The 15,549-nt window shown below is 53.3% G+C and carries 15 protein-coding genes; 8 read left to right on the plus strand and 7 right to left on the minus strand.

Annotated elements, in window-relative coordinates; genetic code table 11:
• Positions 1 to 10: 10 nt before the first annotated feature.
• Both AAH446_RS03550 and AAH446_RS03555 read right to left on the minus strand, forming a co-directional pair.
• Positions 11 to 1,318 (minus strand): sugar ABC transporter permease, encoded by a 1,308-nt coding sequence (locus tag AAH446_RS03550; RefSeq protein ID WP_342905333.1) that lies wholly within the window; start codon positions 1,316 to 1,318, stop codon positions 11 to 13.
• Between the two features lie 40 nt (positions 1,319 to 1,358).
• The gene (locus AAH446_RS03555; protein WP_342905334.1) at positions 1,359 to 2,579 is read right to left on the minus strand and encodes an extracellular solute-binding protein; all 1,221 of its coding nucleotides are present in this window, start codon (positions 2,577 to 2,579) and stop codon (positions 1,359 to 1,361) included.
• 324 nt (positions 2,580 to 2,903) lie between these two features.
• Between AAH446_RS03555 and AAH446_RS03560 the strand changes: the two genes are divergently transcribed.
• The 4 genes from AAH446_RS03560 (at position 2,904) to AAH446_RS03575 (ending at position 9,225) form a co-directional block, all read left to right on the plus strand.
• Positions 2,904 to 4,022 carry an ABC transporter ATP-binding protein gene (locus tag AAH446_RS03560; RefSeq protein WP_342905335.1) on the plus strand — a complete coding sequence of 373 codons (1,119 nt, stop codon included), beginning with the start codon at positions 2,904 to 2,906 and terminating at the stop codon, positions 4,020 to 4,022.
• 410 nt (positions 4,023 to 4,432) lie between these two features.
• Entirely contained in the window at positions 4,433 to 4,867 is a 435-nt protein-coding gene (locus tag AAH446_RS03565) for an Exc2 family lipoprotein (protein ID WP_342905336.1), read from the plus strand.
• 296 nt (positions 4,868 to 5,163) lie between these two features.
• Complete coding sequence (gene treA / locus AAH446_RS03570) at positions 5,164 to 6,834, plus strand: alpha,alpha-trehalase TreA (RefSeq protein WP_342905337.1); 1,671 nt, start codon at positions 5,164 to 5,166, stop codon at positions 6,832 to 6,834.
• A gap of 225 nt (positions 6,835 to 7,059) precedes the next feature.
• Positions 7,060 to 9,225: a TonB-dependent siderophore receptor gene (locus AAH446_RS03575; protein ID WP_342905338.1), complete on the plus strand. Its 2,166-nt coding sequence runs from the start codon at positions 7,060 to 7,062 to the stop codon at positions 9,223 to 9,225.
• A gap of 61 nt (positions 9,226 to 9,286) precedes the next feature.
• Here AAH446_RS03575 and AAH446_RS03580 read toward each other — a convergent pair whose 3' ends face one another.
• Positions 9,287 to 9,535, minus strand: a complete 249-nt coding sequence (locus AAH446_RS03580; RefSeq protein WP_024967806.1) for a GlsB/YeaQ/YmgE family stress response membrane protein — start codon at positions 9,533 to 9,535, stop codon at positions 9,287 to 9,289.
• A 186-nt stretch (positions 9,536 to 9,721) separates the two neighbouring features.
• Between AAH446_RS03580 and AAH446_RS03585 the strand changes: the two genes are divergently transcribed.
• Together AAH446_RS03585 and AAH446_RS03590 are read left to right on the plus strand one after the other, a co-directional pair.
• Positions 9,722 to 10,459, plus strand: coding sequence for a flagellar brake protein (locus AAH446_RS03585; protein WP_342905339.1), 738 nt, complete (start codon positions 9,722 to 9,724; stop codon positions 10,457 to 10,459).
• Between the two features lie 167 nt (positions 10,460 to 10,626).
• Positions 10,627 to 11,793: a mechanosensitive ion channel family protein gene (locus AAH446_RS03590; protein ID WP_342905340.1), complete on the plus strand. Its 1,167-nt coding sequence runs from the start codon at positions 10,627 to 10,629 to the stop codon at positions 11,791 to 11,793.
• 39 nt (positions 11,794 to 11,832) lie between these two features.
• Here the strand turns inward: AAH446_RS03590 and emtA are convergent, their stop codons facing one another.
• Positions 11,833 to 12,468, minus strand: a complete 636-nt coding sequence (gene emtA / locus AAH446_RS03595) for a membrane-bound lytic murein transglycosylase EmtA (RefSeq protein ID WP_342905341.1) — start codon at positions 12,466 to 12,468, stop codon at positions 11,833 to 11,835.
• A 268-nt stretch (positions 12,469 to 12,736) separates the two neighbouring features.
• On the opposite strand from emtA, the gene ldcA reads away from it, so the two are divergent.
• Together ldcA and AAH446_RS03605 are read left to right on the plus strand one after the other, a co-directional pair.
• On the plus strand, positions 12,737 to 13,657 hold the full coding sequence (gene ldcA / locus AAH446_RS03600) for a muramoyltetrapeptide carboxypeptidase (RefSeq protein ID WP_463322779.1): 921 nt from the start codon (positions 12,737 to 12,739) through the stop codon (positions 13,655 to 13,657).
• A gap of 15 nt (positions 13,658 to 13,672) precedes the next feature.
• Positions 13,673 to 14,332 carry an MBL fold metallo-hydrolase gene (locus tag AAH446_RS03605; RefSeq protein ID WP_342905342.1) on the plus strand — a complete coding sequence of 220 codons (660 nt, stop codon included), beginning with the start codon at positions 13,673 to 13,675 and terminating at the stop codon, positions 14,330 to 14,332.
• Here the strand turns inward: AAH446_RS03605 and AAH446_RS03610 are convergent, their stop codons facing one another.
• From AAH446_RS03610 to AAH446_RS03620, 3 genes are all read right to left on the minus strand, one after another.
• Positions 14,333 to 14,746: a GNAT family N-acetyltransferase gene (locus AAH446_RS03610; protein WP_342905343.1), complete on the minus strand. Its 414-nt coding sequence runs from the start codon at positions 14,744 to 14,746 to the stop codon at positions 14,333 to 14,335.
• A 14-nt stretch (positions 14,747 to 14,760) separates the two neighbouring features.
• Positions 14,761 to 15,159, minus strand: a complete 399-nt coding sequence (locus AAH446_RS03615; RefSeq protein ID WP_342905344.1) for a hypothetical protein — start codon at positions 15,157 to 15,159, stop codon at positions 14,761 to 14,763.
• Positions 15,160 to 15,274: 115 nt separating this feature from the next.
• Positions 15,275 to 15,499 carry a YgdI/YgdR family lipoprotein gene (locus tag AAH446_RS03620; RefSeq protein WP_342905345.1) on the minus strand — a complete coding sequence of 75 codons (225 nt, stop codon included), beginning with the start codon at positions 15,497 to 15,499 and terminating at the stop codon, positions 15,275 to 15,277.
• Positions 15,500 to 15,549: the final 50 nt, after the last annotated feature.

Genomic DNA, 15,549 nt, shown 5'->3' on the forward strand with positions numbered 1-15,549 from the left:
GTTCGCTTCCTTATGCCATCTCATCTTGCTTAAACGATTTCGTCGCGCGGAACTGCCAGAGCGCCAGCCCGACCACGAAGATCGACAGCAGGATGGTGATGGTGGCGGCTATAGCATATTGCGATGAAGACATGGTTAATTTATAGATCCAGGAGACCAGAATATCGGTGCCGCCTGCATTGGAACCCGCTACCGCCGGTCCGCCATTGTTAAACAGATAAATAATGTTGAAGTTATTAAAGTTAAAGGTGTATTGCGTGATGATGATGGGTGCGATGGCGTAGAGCACCAGCGGCAAGGTAATAGTTTTCAGCCTCGTCCATGCGCTGGCGCCGTCCATGATCGCCGCCTCATAGAGATCGTCAGGGATCGCCTGCAACACGCCGGTGGTCATGGCAAACACAAAGGGAAAGCCCAGCCAGGTTTGCATCAGTATCAGCGCGGTTTTGCTCCAGAACGGATCGGTCATCCAGGCGATCGGTTCAATGCCAAAGAAGCTGAGAATAGCGTTATTAATCACGCCGAAGCTGTCGTTAAACATCCCGGCAAAAACCAGAATGGTGACAAACCCCGGCACCGCCCACGGCAGAATAAAGATAGTGCGGATCAGGGGCTTAAAACGCAGGTCCTTCTGATTGACCAGGATCGCCAGCATGACGCCAACCGTACACTGCAAGGTGGTGGCCAGCAGCGTCCAGACTACCGTCCACTGCAGCACGTCAAAAAAGGTGGAGCGCCAGATCGACAGGGTGAAAATATTGATAAAATTCTTGAAGCCGACCCAGTCCACCAGCTTCGCCGGCGGCGTGTGGTAGAGGTTATAGTTGGTAAAAGCGATGGCGAAGCCAAACAAGATAGGAAACACCACCACAAAAACCAGCAGAACAAAGCCAGGCGTGATCATCAGATAGGGAAACCCTTCCCGCAGCAGCAGCTGATACTGTTTACGTATGCTGTTTAACTGCTGACCTTCGTCGCGCCTGCGGCCGTTCACCCACGCATCGCGCAGCGAAAGCCCCCATAACGTCACTCCAAATGCGACGATCAGTACGCTGAGAATGCCCTCTGCCAGCAGGAAGATAGAGTTATCACGCGGCACTTCCTCACCCAGCGTCACCAGCCCCCACAGTCCTTCGTGCAGAAAGTTTTGAAACACGCCGATAAAGCTGCTCAGCAACAGGAAAAAACAGGCCCCCTTGGCCCACTGGCGATGGTAGAACTGGCCGAAGCCAGGGATTAGCCCAAACAGCAGCCCGGTAACGGCATGTCGGCGCTGACGCTTGTCCAGCGCCAGCTTTTCACTGGGAGATAAAATCACACCACGATCCTCATCATTGCGGGATATCCCGCGAAGTGGCTTACTGGTTACTGGCCTGCATTGCCTCGATTTGCATCGAGATCTGGCTGACGGCGTTATCCAGCGCGGCCTTCGGTTCCGCCTTGCCGGTGGCGCTAAGTTCCAGCGCCGCATTGGCCGGTCCCCAGACTTCCTGCATCTCAGGGACGCCCGGCATCGCCGATGCGCGCGTGGCCTGCAACGCTACGGCGCTGGCTTTTTCATCATCTTTAATAATGGGATCGTTCATCAGCGCAACCACCGGCGGGATCTCCTGAGTCTTCAGATAGCGCTCTTTCACGTACTGGGGCTGATTGATGAAGTTAATAAATTGCTGCGCCAGCGCTTTATCCTTACTCCAGGTCGACACTACATACCCCTTCACGCCCAGGAAGGAACTCATCGGCTTGCCGTTGGGCAGATCTGGCAGGGGCGCGACGCCATAGTTAATACCGGCGGCCTGATAAGGCTGAAACGCCCAGGGGCCGTTAATCACTGCCGCCGCTTTTTTCTCGGTGAACAGGGAGTCGATCGCATTCAGGCCGTTATCCCCAAGTATGCCCCGGGGAAGCAAATCTTCGGTGAAGAAGCTTTTCAGGTAAGTAACGGCCTCTACGCTTCCGGGCGTGTTGAGGCCCACATCGTTCACATTCAGCGCGTCCTGGTCATTTTTCGCAAAGATGTAGCCGCCCATCGGTGCGATAACGCCCCAGCTGTAGTAAAGCTGATCGAATTTCGCCAGCAGACCATACTGCTTCGCCGCCCGCTGTTTCGCAGAGAATGCGCGGTAGTCATCAAGGGTTTTCAGCGGTGCGGGCAGCAAATCTTTGTTGTAAATCAGCACGAGCGTTTCCACGGCTTTAGGCACACCGTAGACCACCTTTTCCTGAGTAAAAGCGGTCATGGCTGAAGGCGTATAGGCGGCCTGCTGCTCAGGGCTCAGGGAGATCGGGCTCAGCAGTCCCTGAATAATAGAACTGCCAAGCTGATCGTTAGGAATAACCAGCACATCAGGCCCGATACCGGCGGGACCGTCCAGGCGCAGTTTCTCAATCTGCTGGGCGAAAGGCATCTCCTGCACTTTCACCTCGACGTTGTACTGCTTCTGGAAATCGGCAACGGCGGTTTTGATCCCGTCCGATTTTTTAATATCTTCCCAGACGGTAAGTTGCTGTGCGGCCTGCGCTATCTGACTCAGCGCTAACGCTGACAGAAGCAGCGTGACGGTCGTTCTGATTTTCATTGCTGACCCCATGTGAAGGTATAACATTTTTAATTTTACTGACGCGGTACTCCGACGTGCCGCGCCATAACAGCAGCAGGAAAAACCGTCAGTCCGACGTCTGCCACCGCGTGCTGAGAGCATAAGCTACGCGTAAGCGGGCAACCCCTCCACCCCAGAATTTCCGATATGTGATCCGTATTACAAAAATGAAAACAGTCCGTAGGGCCTGTTTCCGGGCAGCGTTATAGTCACCTCATCAGAATCAGCAACCACAGGCGCCTCAAAGCTTGTTATACGTAATACAAGCAACGCGGCAACGCTCCTTTTTGGATAAGGATTAGCATGTCCAGCATCAGACTGAGAAACGTCGCCAAATACTTTGGCAAAACGGAAACGCTGAAAAATGTTCAGCTGGATATTGAGGATGGTGAGTTCGCCGTATTTGTCGGTCCTTCCGGCTGCGGAAAATCGACGCTGTTACGGCTTATCGCCGGCCTTGAAGAGGTCAGCGGCGGCGAAATTCTGATTGGGGATGAGGTGATGAACGATGTCGCCCCTGCCCACCGCGGCGTGGCGATGGTATTCCAGTCTTATGCCCTCTATCCGCATATGACCGTGGCGGAAAACATGGGCTATGGCCTGAAGGTGAATGGTGTACCGAAAGCGGAGATCCGTCATCAGGTAGAGATGGTATCAAAAACGCTGCAGCTGTCGCACCTGCTGGATCGTAAACCCAGACAGCTCTCTGGCGGTCAACGCCAGCGCGTGGCGATTGGCCGCGCCATCGTGCGTAATCCCCGCGTATTTATGTTTGATGAACCGCTTTCCAACCTTGATGCTGAACTGCGCGTTGATATGCGGCTGCATATCGCCAGGCTGCATCAGGAGCTGAAAACAACCATGGTGTATGTGACGCACGATCAGGTCGAAGCGATGACGCTGGCGGATAAAATCGTGGTAATGAATTACGGCAAGGTCGAACAGGTTGGTTCGCCAATGGAACTCTATTACAACCCGGTTAACCGCTTTGTCGCTGGTTTTATCGGTTCGCCGAAAATGAATTTCCTGCCAGCACGGGTGGAAAGCTGCAACCCTGCGGCGTTGGTGGTCAGCGTCAACGAAGGTGAATATAGCTTTACCCTTCCCGCGCCATTGATGATGCTCACCCCTGACGCTCCGGTAACGCTGGGGATACGTCCTGAACATCTGCAGGTAAACACTGATGCGCCGCTTCAGCTGGATTTCCACTGCGAAGTCGTCGAACGGCTGGGCAATAACACCTTTCTTTTTGGCCAGTGCTATGGTCACGACGGCTTTAAAATGCTGCTGCCCGGCGACGTTCACTTCCGCCCTTATCAGACGCTGAGACCCGCTTTTTATCCTCACCAGTGTATGGTTTTTGATGAAGCAGGATTGCGGGTCAGCAGCGGAATCACCCTGCCGGAGAATAAAGCAGGTTAATACTCAACGCGCTGGCCGTACGGCAGACAAAGCCCACGCTCTGGTGTGGGCTTTTATTATGCTATATGCATCGCGTTAAGCATCGCCCAACTGAACAGCGACGCCCTTCTGCTGCTGAGCGATGTTTAGCGCCTCAGGATGAGGCGGAGATGAAGCCACAGTTATTAGTATGTTGTAATTAAATAGCATTTTCACCGACGCTCACGCCAGCGTTTTCGCGCTTTCAGGTCAGGCTTTCACTCTTTTTTTAAAAATATCGCATTGATAAATATGGTAATGGCAGGGCCAACAGGCAGATAATGCCTGCCACCAGGCTATCGTATGCAAAAGGACAACGATCGCTTAAAAGATGACGTCAGATATAAAGAACCGTTTTTTACAGTGGAACTCAATATAAGGAAATAGCCAGAATGCCACTCAAGACTCTCCTCCCTGCTATGTTTGCAGCCCTGCTCCTCTCCGCCTGTGCCGGACCACAGAACAGCGTGGACAGAAATGCCCGCCATACGGCCTTTCGGTTAGCCCAGACGCATTTCGATCCCAATACTCGCCCACTGGTTGCAGATAACGCCCGGCTGATGGGCCAGTTTCTCAGTCAGTTTTATGAGATGGGGAAAAAAGACCGGGCAGCCGGGTTAACGCAGCGCCAGGCGCAACAGCGGGTTGCCAGCTTTAACCGGGATCGCCAGGGTGCTGTTTCTGACGATACCCCCTTCGCGCCCGGCCAACAGAAAAGCCAGATTATCAATCATCAATATGAGGCCGACCGGCCAGAGAAACGGAGCGAGATTTTGCTGGAGGGCGCCGCCGCAACTTACTGGGATGGCTATAACGGCAGGCCATAAAGCACGACATCGCCGGGCATTGGGTCAGCAATAACTCTGTGCCCTCTCAATTAACATGCTTTTTTAAATGCAAGAGGGCTGCGCTTTTCTCTCCTGCAACCCCGGTTAACTCATCAAAATCCACTCCTGCGCCTGTATCATCGCGCTAATTTCTGCCGCTGCGCTTTCCCAGTAAAAACTCCAGCCGCTTCACATTTCACGTTCTGCCCACGCGCTATCTCAGAATATTCGTCTAAAGTTTGTTTGAGGGTCAATAGCTTACAGATCGGGTCTGGTCTGGACATGGAGAATAACCAATGCAACGAGTTGAAAAACGTCACTGGAAAGCCTTGCTGGTATTGCCACTGCTGGTTTCTGCCGCGCTGGTGCAAACAAGTTATGCGAAGCAAACCGACAGCCAGCAGCATATGTTAAGCGAAGCGCCGCAGCCGCCCGATGTCCTGCTGGGCCCGCTTTTCCATGCCGTGCAGTCGGCAAAACTGTTCCCGGATCAGAAAACGTTTGCGGACGCGGTTCCCAAAAGCAACCCCACTTCAATTCTTGCCGACTGGCAGATGCAAAGGAAGCAAAGTAACTTCGATCTGCGCCGCTTTGTTAACGCTAATTTCACGCTGCCAGCCGAGAGGGAAACCTATATTCCGCCTGCCGGTCAGAGCCTGCGTGAGCACATTAATGGTCTCTGGCCAGTACTGACGCGCACCACGAATAAGGCGGGACGCTGGGATTCCCTGCTGTCGCTGCCGAAACCCTACGTGGTGCCGGGAGGACGGTTCAGGGAAGTCTATTACTGGGACACCTATTTCACGATGCTCGGCCTTGCCGAGAGTGGTCACTGGAAGCTCGTGGAGGATATGGTCGATAACTTCGCTTATATCCTGGACAAATATGGACATATCCCTAACGGAAACCGGAGTTACTACCTTAGCCGCTCCCAGCCCCCTTTCTTCAGCCTGATGGTCGATCTGCTGGCGAAGCACAAAGGTGAGGAAACTTACGCTAAATACCTGCCCCAGCTGCAGAAAGAATACGATTACTGGATGGCTGATGCGCAAAGCGTTAAGCCTGGCGAAGCCAGTAAACGTATTGTGAAGCTGAAGGATGGCACGCTGCTGAACCGCTACTGGGATGCCCGCGACGTGCCCAGAACCGAATCCTATATGGATGATATAGCAACGGCGAAAAACACCAGCGATGATAAAAAAGCACAGCTCTACCGTGACTTACGCGCCGGGGCTGCGTCGGGATGGGACTTCAGCTCACGCTGGTTTACCAGGCAGGGCGATCTCTCCTCTGTCCGCACCACCAGCATCGCGGCCGTTGATCTTAATGCTTTGATTTTCCACCTGGAAAAAACGCTGGCGCATGCCAATGACGTTGCGGGTAATAAAGAGGCGAGTCAGCACTTCGTGAAGGTCGCAAAAACCCATCAGGATGCGATCAACCGTTATCTCTGGAATGAGAAAGATGGCTGGTACGCCGATTACGACTGGAAAACGGCCAAAGTCCATCCACAGCTGACCGCCGCTGCGCTGTTCCCACTCTATTTGCAGGCGGCCACTGACGATAAAGCGGATAAAACCGCGGCAGCCGTCCGGGCTAATCTGCTGAAAGAGGGCGGCCTGGCTACCACTACTGAGAACACCGGCCAGCAATGGGATGCGCCAAACGGCTGGGCGCCGCTTCAGTGGGCGGCCGTTGAGGGACTGAATAATTACGGTGAACAGGCGCTCGCAAAAGATATCGGTATTCGCTTCTTGCAAAACGTGCAGGCTACTTATGATAAGGAGCGCAAGCTGGTTGAGAAATATGTGGTGGAGGGTAAAGATTTAGGCGGCGGTGGTGGCGGTGAGTACCCGCTTCAGGATGGCTTTGGCTGGACCAATGGCGTCACGCTTAAGCTGATGGATCTCTACTGCCCGAAAAATGTGGTCTGTAATAACGTCAGCGACATCACAAAAACTCAATAACTTCCCCTGCCCGGCGAGCCTTTCGCCGGGTTTTCTCCCCTGCTCTCTCCCGTTCCGGCATAGCGTTACGCTTAAAATGTTACAGACTGCTTGCTAATTTTTTCCTGAAAGATAACAATTCTCATTGAGATTATCATTAGCCTTATGCTGCCGTCCCTGCGCGCTTTTACCTTTTTACCTCTGCGCAACGGATCATAATTAGATTAATTTGTAAGGGAATCGACAATGAGAATGCCTTTCACCCTGAAGCGTTCTGTTCTGTTTTGCTCCATCGCACTCTCTGCCCCCCTGGCTGTTTATGCAGCCGAGACCCTGGTGGTGACCGCTCAACCTGCGGAAACCGCCACCAGCCCGACTAAAGGCTATACCGCCAAAACCAGTAAAGGCGCGACCAAGACGGACCAGCCACTAATCACGACCGGACAGTCCGTTTCCGTAGTTACCCGGCAACAAATTGAAGATCAGGGTGCCATGAACGTCAACCAGGCGCTGAATTATACGCCAGGTGTATTCACAAATTTTGCTGGTGCGGCCAGCCGTTACGATACTATCTCCCTGCGGGGCTTTCACGGTGGAGACGTGGATAATACTTTCCTTGATGGTTTACGTCTGATGAGTGACGGCGGCAGCTACAACTCCCTTCAGGTAGACCCATGGTTTCTGGAACGTATAGATATCATCAAAGGACCTTCTTCCGCGCTTTATGGCCAGACCGTACCCGGTGGACTGGTAATGATGACGTCAAAGCGTCCGCAATTTGCTGAACAGGGACATTTCCGTGCTATCGCTGGTAATAATGCCACGACGGGCGCTGCGTTCGATTACACCAACGCCTTAACCGATCAGTGGGCTTTTCGTTTAACCGGTATTACACGTAATAGCGATACTCAATACGATCATACCAGGGAGGAGCGCTACGCAATTTCCCCTTCTTTGCTTTGGCAGCCAGATGAGGATACTTCATTATTGTTACGCGCCTATCTGCAAAAAGATCCTTCCGGGGGTTATCACGGCTCTGTGCCCGGAGAAGGAAGCATTACGGAACATAATGGGCGTAAGCTAAGCAACGGGTTTTATGATGGCGAAAGCGCGCTTGATCAATACAAACGTCGCGAACAGATTTACAGCTACGCCTTCTCACACCGCTTTAATGAAACATGGGCTTTTCGCTCCAATGCCAGTTACAGTCACTCTAACAGTGAACTCGATCAGGTCTACCAGATTGGTTGGCGTGGTAACTCCGATTTACTGGATCGCTATTACTCCGGCGAGCGTTCCTCGCTCGACGCTTATGCCATTGATAACCAGCTGGAAGCAGATTTCGATACGGGGGAACTTTCGCATATTCTGGTGGTCGGCACGGATTATCAGCAGTATCGTAACAGCCTCTGGAACGCCAGCGCCTTTGTCGACCCGATCAATGCTGTGACCGGCGAAGGCAACCTGATCCTTTGGCAGTCTGCATATAATCCTCAGCCCGCTCCGGGTGAAGTCCGCCTGCGCGGTCTGAGTAGCGCTAGCGATCAAACACGCCGCTACCGACAAACTGGGGTTTATTTGCAGGATGAGATGCAGTGGAACAACTGGCATCTTACCGTTGGAGGACGCTATGACCGTCTCGTCGCCAAAAGCGTTAATGATTCAACTGAAAGCAGCATGCGGCGTTCGGACGATCATATCAGTGGGCGGGCTTCACTGCTCTACGCCTTTGATAACGGAGTCTCTCCTTACATAAGCTACAGCCAGGCTATTACGCCTTCCAGTCTGCCCGACCCGAACGGCGAGCTATTAAAACCCACCACTGCGCAGCAGTATGAAGCTGGGGTAAAATATCAGCCAGTGGGCACCGATGATTTCTACTCTGTAGCGATTTACGATCTGGCACAGAAAGACGTTGGCAACCGCATCGTGAATACCAACTTTTATGAGCCTGCCGGTAAAGTCCGTTCTCGCGGGCTGGAACTGGAAGCGCATAATCAAATTACCTCCCGGTTAAGCACTATCGCTGGTTACTCGCTTACACGCGTACGCTTTGAAGATACGACTGATGGCAATGAAGGTCATACGCCTTACGTTACTCCTAATCAGACTGCGTCATTATGGGGACATTATCAGTTTGATTATGGTATCAGTGCAGGTGCAGGCGTCCGCTATATCGGTAAGCAATGGGCCGATAATGAAAACACCACGCGTTTGCCCTCCGTTACGCTTTTCGACGCATCGGTGCGCGCTGACCTTGGCGTCTGGAACACTCAGTTAAAAGACGCATGGGTCCAGGTGAATGCCAATAATCTTGGGGATCGGGATTATGTGGCGGCCTGTTACGGTACAGGAAACTGCTACTGGGGAGCAGAGCGCACCATCGTCGCCACCGTGGGCTACGATTTCTGATCCGCAGCCATAAAAAAAGGGAGGCGCCAGGCGTCTCCCTTAGTTTCTGAATTAATCGTGGTCAGCTTTTAACTTTACGGTAAATCCACAGCACGACGATTGCACCAATGACCGCCACCACAAAGCTGCCAAAGTTGAATCCGTCTACCTTACCGAAACCGAACAGCGTACTGATCCAACCACCGACTACGGCACCGATAATCCCCAGCACCACTGTGATGATAAAACCACCGCCATCTTTCCCTGGCATGATCCATTTAGCAATAATCCCTGCGATGAGGCCAAAGATAATCCAAGACAAAATACCCATTTATTACTCCATCCCTTGTTGTAGATTAAACTTCGCAAGTATAGTCTAAAAAAAACGTTCTGTGATAACCACCCATTTTTTTTAGTTACCCTTTTATTTTCTTTAAAACTAAAGGGTTGGCTGACGGTGCCGATAAAATGACGTATCAGCTTAAAAAGTGTGATTTGAGATGCCACTGGAGTCAATGTGAAAGAGGAAGATAAAGAGCAGTACATTAAGCGCGGTCCGCTGGCCGTGCTAAACGTACTGAAAGATCTGATGAAAAATCAGACGCCTGTCATGGTATCACATGCCAGAGGCCAGTTTATAACCAAGCTTCTGGACGCCGATCGGGAAAGCCTGCTGATTGACTGGGGCAGCAACGAAAGCGACAACCAGCTGGCATTGGCCGCGAAGGATTTGCATCTCACCGCTGAAACCCGGGGCGCGAAAGTGGAGTTTACCCTGCCCGCCCTGAGCAGCGGCAGCCACGACGGACTCCCCGCTTTTGGTGCCGATCTGCCTGACGAGCTGTGCATGATCCAGCGCCGTGAATTTTTCCGGGTAAATGCGCCGCTTGACCCGGTTTTCTACTGCTATGTGAAGTGGCCGGACGGCAGCGGAGAGAGCCGCATGCGCCTGCAGGATTTATCGCTGGGCGGTATCGGCGTGCTCGCTGAGAGCGAAGTGCCGGAAAGCATCCAGGGTGGCGAACTGTTCAGGAAACTGCGGGTCGAGATGGGTGAGTTTGGCCGTTTTGAAGTGGACGCGCAGTTAATTAATATCGGCGAACGCAGCATCGTGGGCTACAAAAACGAAACTGTCGTCACGCCCCGCCTCAGCTTCCGTTACGTGACGCTGAATACCGGTCAGGAGCGCGAGCTTCAGCAGGTCATCTTTTCGCTTGAACGGCTGGCACGCGAAAAGGCCAGTCGCTTTATGTAACCCTCTGCTGCCCGCTCCCGCGGGCAGATCAGCGTCATGCCTTTCCCTCTTTCTCAAGCCTTGCCCCCTCACGCTAACTGGCAAAACCGGTCATTCTGCACCAGGCTTAGCCCTGTTGTTTTTTATCTTGCCTGAATACCGGCTCACCAGAAAGGATCATTAACCTTATGGAAAACTGGCTAACTTCCCTGAATTTATCCCTGCTTTTCAACCGGGCGTTCTGGATTAATACCGCCATATTAGTGGGCGGTACGCTGATTATCTTCACGATACTGCGTACGATAATCCGCTTCCTGACCAAACGGACGTCAACGTCGCCAAACCAGCGCGGCCAGTTCCTGTATCGTATTGCTGTGGAAATCCTGCGCAGTACCAGCAACATGCTGCTGCTGATCTTTTCGTTTTTACTTGCCCTGAAATTTGTTGCGCTCTCACCCACATGGGAAGCGGTGGCGGGCCACGGCTGGTTTGTTGTCCTTCTCCTGCAAATTGCGTTATGGCTGGACTGCGGTATACGCCTGTGGCTGTCGGGCATGAAGCGTGACCCCACCCACGTGCGTAATCCGGTCACGACTGTCATTATTGGCATTATGCTGCGCGTGATCGTCTGGGCAATGCTGCTGCTGGCAATCCTCTCCAATATGGGGGTTAACATTACCGCGCTGGTCGCCAGTCTTGGCGTGGGCGGTATTGCGATCGCCCTGGCGATTCAGACGGTGCTGAGCGACGTCTTCGCCTCGCTCGCGATCGGCTTCGATAAGCCATTTGAACACGGCGATTTTATTGTGTTTGGCGATATCGCCGGTTCTATTGAGCATATCGGGCTGAAGACGACGCGTCTGCGCAGCCTGAGCGGTGAACAGATTGTCTGTTCTAACACTATCCTTCTGCAACAAACCATTCATAACTACAAGCGCATGAATGAGCGACGTATCCTGTTCCGGTTCGGCATCAGCTACGAAACCTCAGCCGAAAAAATGCGCAAGGTGAGCCAGCTGCTGCGTGAAGTGATTGAGCATGTGGATAATACCCGCTTCGACCGTGGTCACTTCTTCTCCTTTGATGAAAGCCAGCTGACCTTTGAAGTGGTCTATTACGTTACGGTAGCCGATTACAATCAGTATATGGACGTACAGGAAGAGATAAACCTGCAGCTGATGGAACGCCTTGAGGCGCTGGAAATCAGCTTCGCCTTCCCGACCCGACGAATTGAATTTTCCGGCGGAAAATTACCTCAGGTCAAGGTGGCAAACCTGGCTTCAAATGAAACGGAAGACGAGGAAGAAGAGGAGACAGGTAACCGCTCCTCACGCTATGCCGAGAGTAAACTCTGAAAAATCCCCGCCCTTTGCGATAAGGGGCGGGGATAACCATCAGATAGTCCGTAAGGCGGTGGTGACCTTCCAGAGATAGCGAGGTGCCTGAGCGGCAGGATGCTTATCCTGAATATGCTGGTAAAACTCTTCCGGAGACATCGCGTTAATCATCGCTATCGCCCGGTTCCGGTCAGAGGAAAAAGTCCTCAGCAGCGCACCGGCGCCGTTAGCGTAGGAAACGATAGTTGCGTAGCGAAGCGTTTCAGGATTGCGGATACCCGCGAGCGAACGCTCCTGAAGGATTTTGATATAGGCAGTGCCGATATCGATATTGGTTGCCGGATCGCGCAGTTGTGCACTGCTTGGCTGTCCACGACGCCCCTGAACGCGATAAACCTCACGGCCCGCCGTAGAGGCTTTAATCTGCATCAGGCCAATAGCATTTGATTTGCTCACTACCGTTGGATTACCGCCCGACTCTACGGCAATGATGGCATCCACCAGTTTACGATCGACGCCATAGTTATTGGCCGCGCTTTCTGAAAGCGCTGACCAGGCCTGTGACACCTTCTTCGGCGGCGCTTTGGTCAACGGCGTCTGCGGCTGACCGCCAACGGTCGCTTTATGAGACTGACTGGCACATCCTGCCAGCAGCAGAACCCCCAAAATGACAGCTGCTTTAACCCTTCTCACGTTATGTTCTTCCTCTGAGCTCTAGCCTCGCGTTCTATCTTACCGTCCGTCGGGCTGGAGAAAATTACCGTAATTCTTAAACTTATCGAATCTCTGATGACTTCATTCACGCTTTTCGTCATCATCAGGCATGCTGGGTGAGCAAGTTTTCCCGCTTCGTATAAGAAACCAACAATTTGCCTTAAAAGGCGGTTTCGATCCAGTCAGAACAGAAAGTTCACTGAAATATGGCCCACCGCCGGCCTTTGTGAGGAGATGAGTGAAGATGATATCCGTTACGCCGCGCACCTTTCACCTGATTGCGCCCTCTGGCTATTGCGTCAATCAGGAAGCGGCACAGCTGGCGGTATCACGTCTTGTTACTCAGGGACATAACGTTGAAAACAGGGCCGCCCTTGCCCGCCGGGATCGGCGTTTTGCCGGCAGCGACGCAGAGCGCCTGGCGGAGCTGAACGGACTGGCGGAGTTACCCTCCCTGCCGGATATCGTGCTGGCTGTACGGGGCGGCTACGGCGCAAGCCGTCTTCTTGCCGATCTCAACTGTGACGCCCTGAGCGCCCGCCTGGGTGACCAGCCCGTCGCGCTATGCGGCCACAGTGACTTCACTGCCGTTCAGCTTGCCTTGCTGACCCGTGGGCTGAGAAGCTTCAGCGGCCCGATGCTTGCAGGCAATTTTGGCGCTAAGACTTTATCTGATTTCACGCTGGATCATTTCTGGCGCGCCCTGACTTCGCCTAAATTTAAGCTTGAATGGCAGACGCCGGAGCAGCAGGTCGATCTCTGCGGCACGGTATGGGGTGGCAATTTAGCGATGATTACATCACTGGCCGGGACGCCCTGGCTGCCGGTGATTGAAGAGGGCATTCTGGTGATTGAGGATGTCAACGAGCATCCTTATAAAGTGGAAAGAATGCTGCTTCAGCTGGCTCAGAGCGGCATCCTGGCCCGGCAGAAAGCCATCGTGACCGGCAGTTTTACTCACGCCCGCCTGACCGACTATGACAATGGCTACGACTTTGACAGCGTATGGACGCTGATACGTCAGCTAACGCGCCTTCCCGTGGTGACCGGACTGGAATTCGGCCACGGCTGGAATACCGTGACGCTGCCACTCGGTGCCCACGGCCATTTACAGGTAGAAGGTACGCGGGGTTCGCTGACGTTATCAGGACATCCCACGCTGCGTTAACATCCGGGAGCGCCCATGAAACAGTTGTATGAGGATCTTTGGGTTTCCACACCGGAGTTTCCAGAGAACGAGCAGAATCCTGCGCTGATGATGCATGGTTATTTGCTTCAGCACAGCCGCGGCAATTTGCTGATTTCCCGGACGGAGCAGCCTGAAGATCACCAGACGATCGCCGATTCAGGCGGCATTATCCGCCATTATCTGACGCACTGGCACGAAGCGGGGCCGGGAACGCGCCTTCTTCAGCAGCGGTTTAACTCCGCACTTTACTGCCATAACCGCGCGCTGGGGCCGATCAGTCCTTATGTCGAGCCCGACGACACTTTTACTCAGGCAGAGCTGCACTGCGGCAGTTTTCATATTGTGCCAACGCCCGGGCATACGCCGGACAGTACAACCTATCTCTACGCCTCGCCCTTTGGCAAAACCTATCTGTTTGTGGGCGATACGCTCTCTCTTTATGGCGAAAACTGGGTCACAGTGCTGGTGCCCGACAGTAATGAGGCCGATCTGCGCAAAACGCTGGAGTTTTATCGTGCGCTGAGGCCGGACGTGGTGCTGATGACCACCACTTCGGGTCATAAAGCGTGGCAGGAGGTGGATACGCGCCAGTGGCTGTCGCTGCTTGATGAGGCGGAGAACGCGCCGCGGGATCTTCGCCAGCGGCACGCTTAGTCAGAGCGTTTTGGTCAGATAGATGCGCTGATGGGTGCGCGGATACTCATCCAGTATAAAGCGTACGCTGTAGCCCAGCTTTTCGTAAAAAGGCCTCGCCTGAAAGCTCGCCGTATCGACCTGCGCATAAAGGCAGCCCCGACGGCGGGCTTCCGCCTCTGCGGCCTGAATCAGCTGGCTGCCGCCACCCTGACCGCGCAGTGCGTCACATACCCAGAGCATATCAATGCGCAGCCAGTTGCCGCAGGTGGATCCGGTCAGCCCAGCCTGCTTACGGCCATCCGCGCCGGTAATAAAAACCGCAATATCTTTTATGTCATCCAGGCTGATATGCCGGGCGTTATAAGCCATCAGCCCTGCCCGCACCTCCGCGAGTTCTTCCGGTGCAGGCTCGTGCGTTACTGTTATATCCACGCTTCACTCCCCAATCAGGATTCAAGTTTTCCCGAGGCGTCCGTTCTCTGTAGCTGGACGGCCTGATTTTCACGTTCAGGACTTCTGCTGCACGGCACCAGCGTACCAACGCCGTCGAAGGAGAAGTAGGTATCGTCGTTCGATTTATTGACGATCATCTGGTCGCCGTTGCGGAACAGAACGATCGAAACTTTAGTTCCACTCTCAAGATGCGAGCGCTTATGCCCGGAGGCGACCTGGAAGTGATTGCCGGGCCACTTAATCGTGGTCAACCCATAGCGGGCTTTCGTAACGGTCATTGTCGGACGCCCGTCACAGGTGATTTGAAACTGGATATTTTGCGATCCGGTATCGCTCCAGGCGGCGAAAGAGGCAGAGGCAAGCAGGCAGCCAGCGGCAATCGTGCGGATCATAGGCGGGAGTCTCCGGTTCTTATTGATTTGATTCACGTTGGGCAAAATTCTGGCACAGAACCGCTGGCAAGTCAGTAAAACCCCAAAATAAGCCCACCCGGCGCCGGCGCTTTAATCAGTTATCAAGCGAATCCATCTCTGCAATATCAGACTGCTTCACCGCCTGCTTATTCCCTGACTCATCGGTGTAAAAGATCATACCAGTCGCTTTGTCGAGTTCGGGTTTACCTTCAACAACTTTCGTGGTGCCATCTTTCATATGCACAATGTGGTTGTCCGCGCAGCCGGTAATCACGATGCCAGCCGTCAGCACCGAGAGAAACATCAGCGTTTTTTTCATCTTATATCTCCTTGAGGGAATTTCTTCGTAACGAGTGTAGCCTAAGGGAT

Origin of the sequence: Erwinia psychrophila, assembly GCF_039023475.1 — a bacterium.
In the GTDB taxonomy this organism is placed as follows: Bacteria; Pseudomonadota; Gammaproteobacteria; order Enterobacterales; family Enterobacteriaceae; genus Erwinia.

What these genes read in the sequence shown, in the direction of transcription:
- AAH446_RS03590 (WP_342905340.1), top strand. Translation starts at nt 10,627, where the DNA reads ATGGAAAACTGGCTAACTTCCCTGAATTTATCCCTGCTTTTCAACCGG.
- treA (WP_342905337.1), top strand. Translation starts at nt 5,164, where the DNA reads ATGCAACGAGTTGAAAAACGTCACTGGAAAGCCTTGCTGGTATTGCCA.
- AAH446_RS03620 (WP_342905345.1), bottom strand. Translation starts at nt 15,499, where the DNA reads ATGAAAAAAACGCTGATGTTTCTCTCGGTGCTGACGGCTGGCATCGTG.
- AAH446_RS03605 (WP_342905342.1), top strand. Translation starts at nt 13,673, where the DNA reads ATGAAACAGTTGTATGAGGATCTTTGGGTTTCCACACCGGAGTTTCCA.
- AAH446_RS03615 (WP_342905344.1), bottom strand. Translation starts at nt 15,159, where the DNA reads ATGATCCGCACGATTGCCGCTGGCTGCCTGCTTGCCTCTGCCTCTTTC.
- AAH446_RS03575 (WP_342905338.1), top strand. Translation starts at nt 7,060, where the DNA reads ATGAGAATGCCTTTCACCCTGAAGCGTTCTGTTCTGTTTTGCTCCATC.
- AAH446_RS03560 (WP_342905335.1), top strand. Translation starts at nt 2,904, where the DNA reads ATGTCCAGCATCAGACTGAGAAACGTCGCCAAATACTTTGGCAAAACG.
- AAH446_RS03555 (WP_342905334.1), bottom strand. Translation starts at nt 2,579, where the DNA reads ATGAAAATCAGAACGACCGTCACGCTGCTTCTGTCAGCGTTAGCGCTG.
- AAH446_RS03580 (WP_024967806.1), bottom strand. Translation starts at nt 9,535, where the DNA reads ATGGGTATTTTGTCTTGGATTATCTTTGGCCTCATCGCAGGGATTATT.
- AAH446_RS03565 (WP_342905336.1), top strand. Translation starts at nt 4,433, where the DNA reads ATGCCACTCAAGACTCTCCTCCCTGCTATGTTTGCAGCCCTGCTCCTC.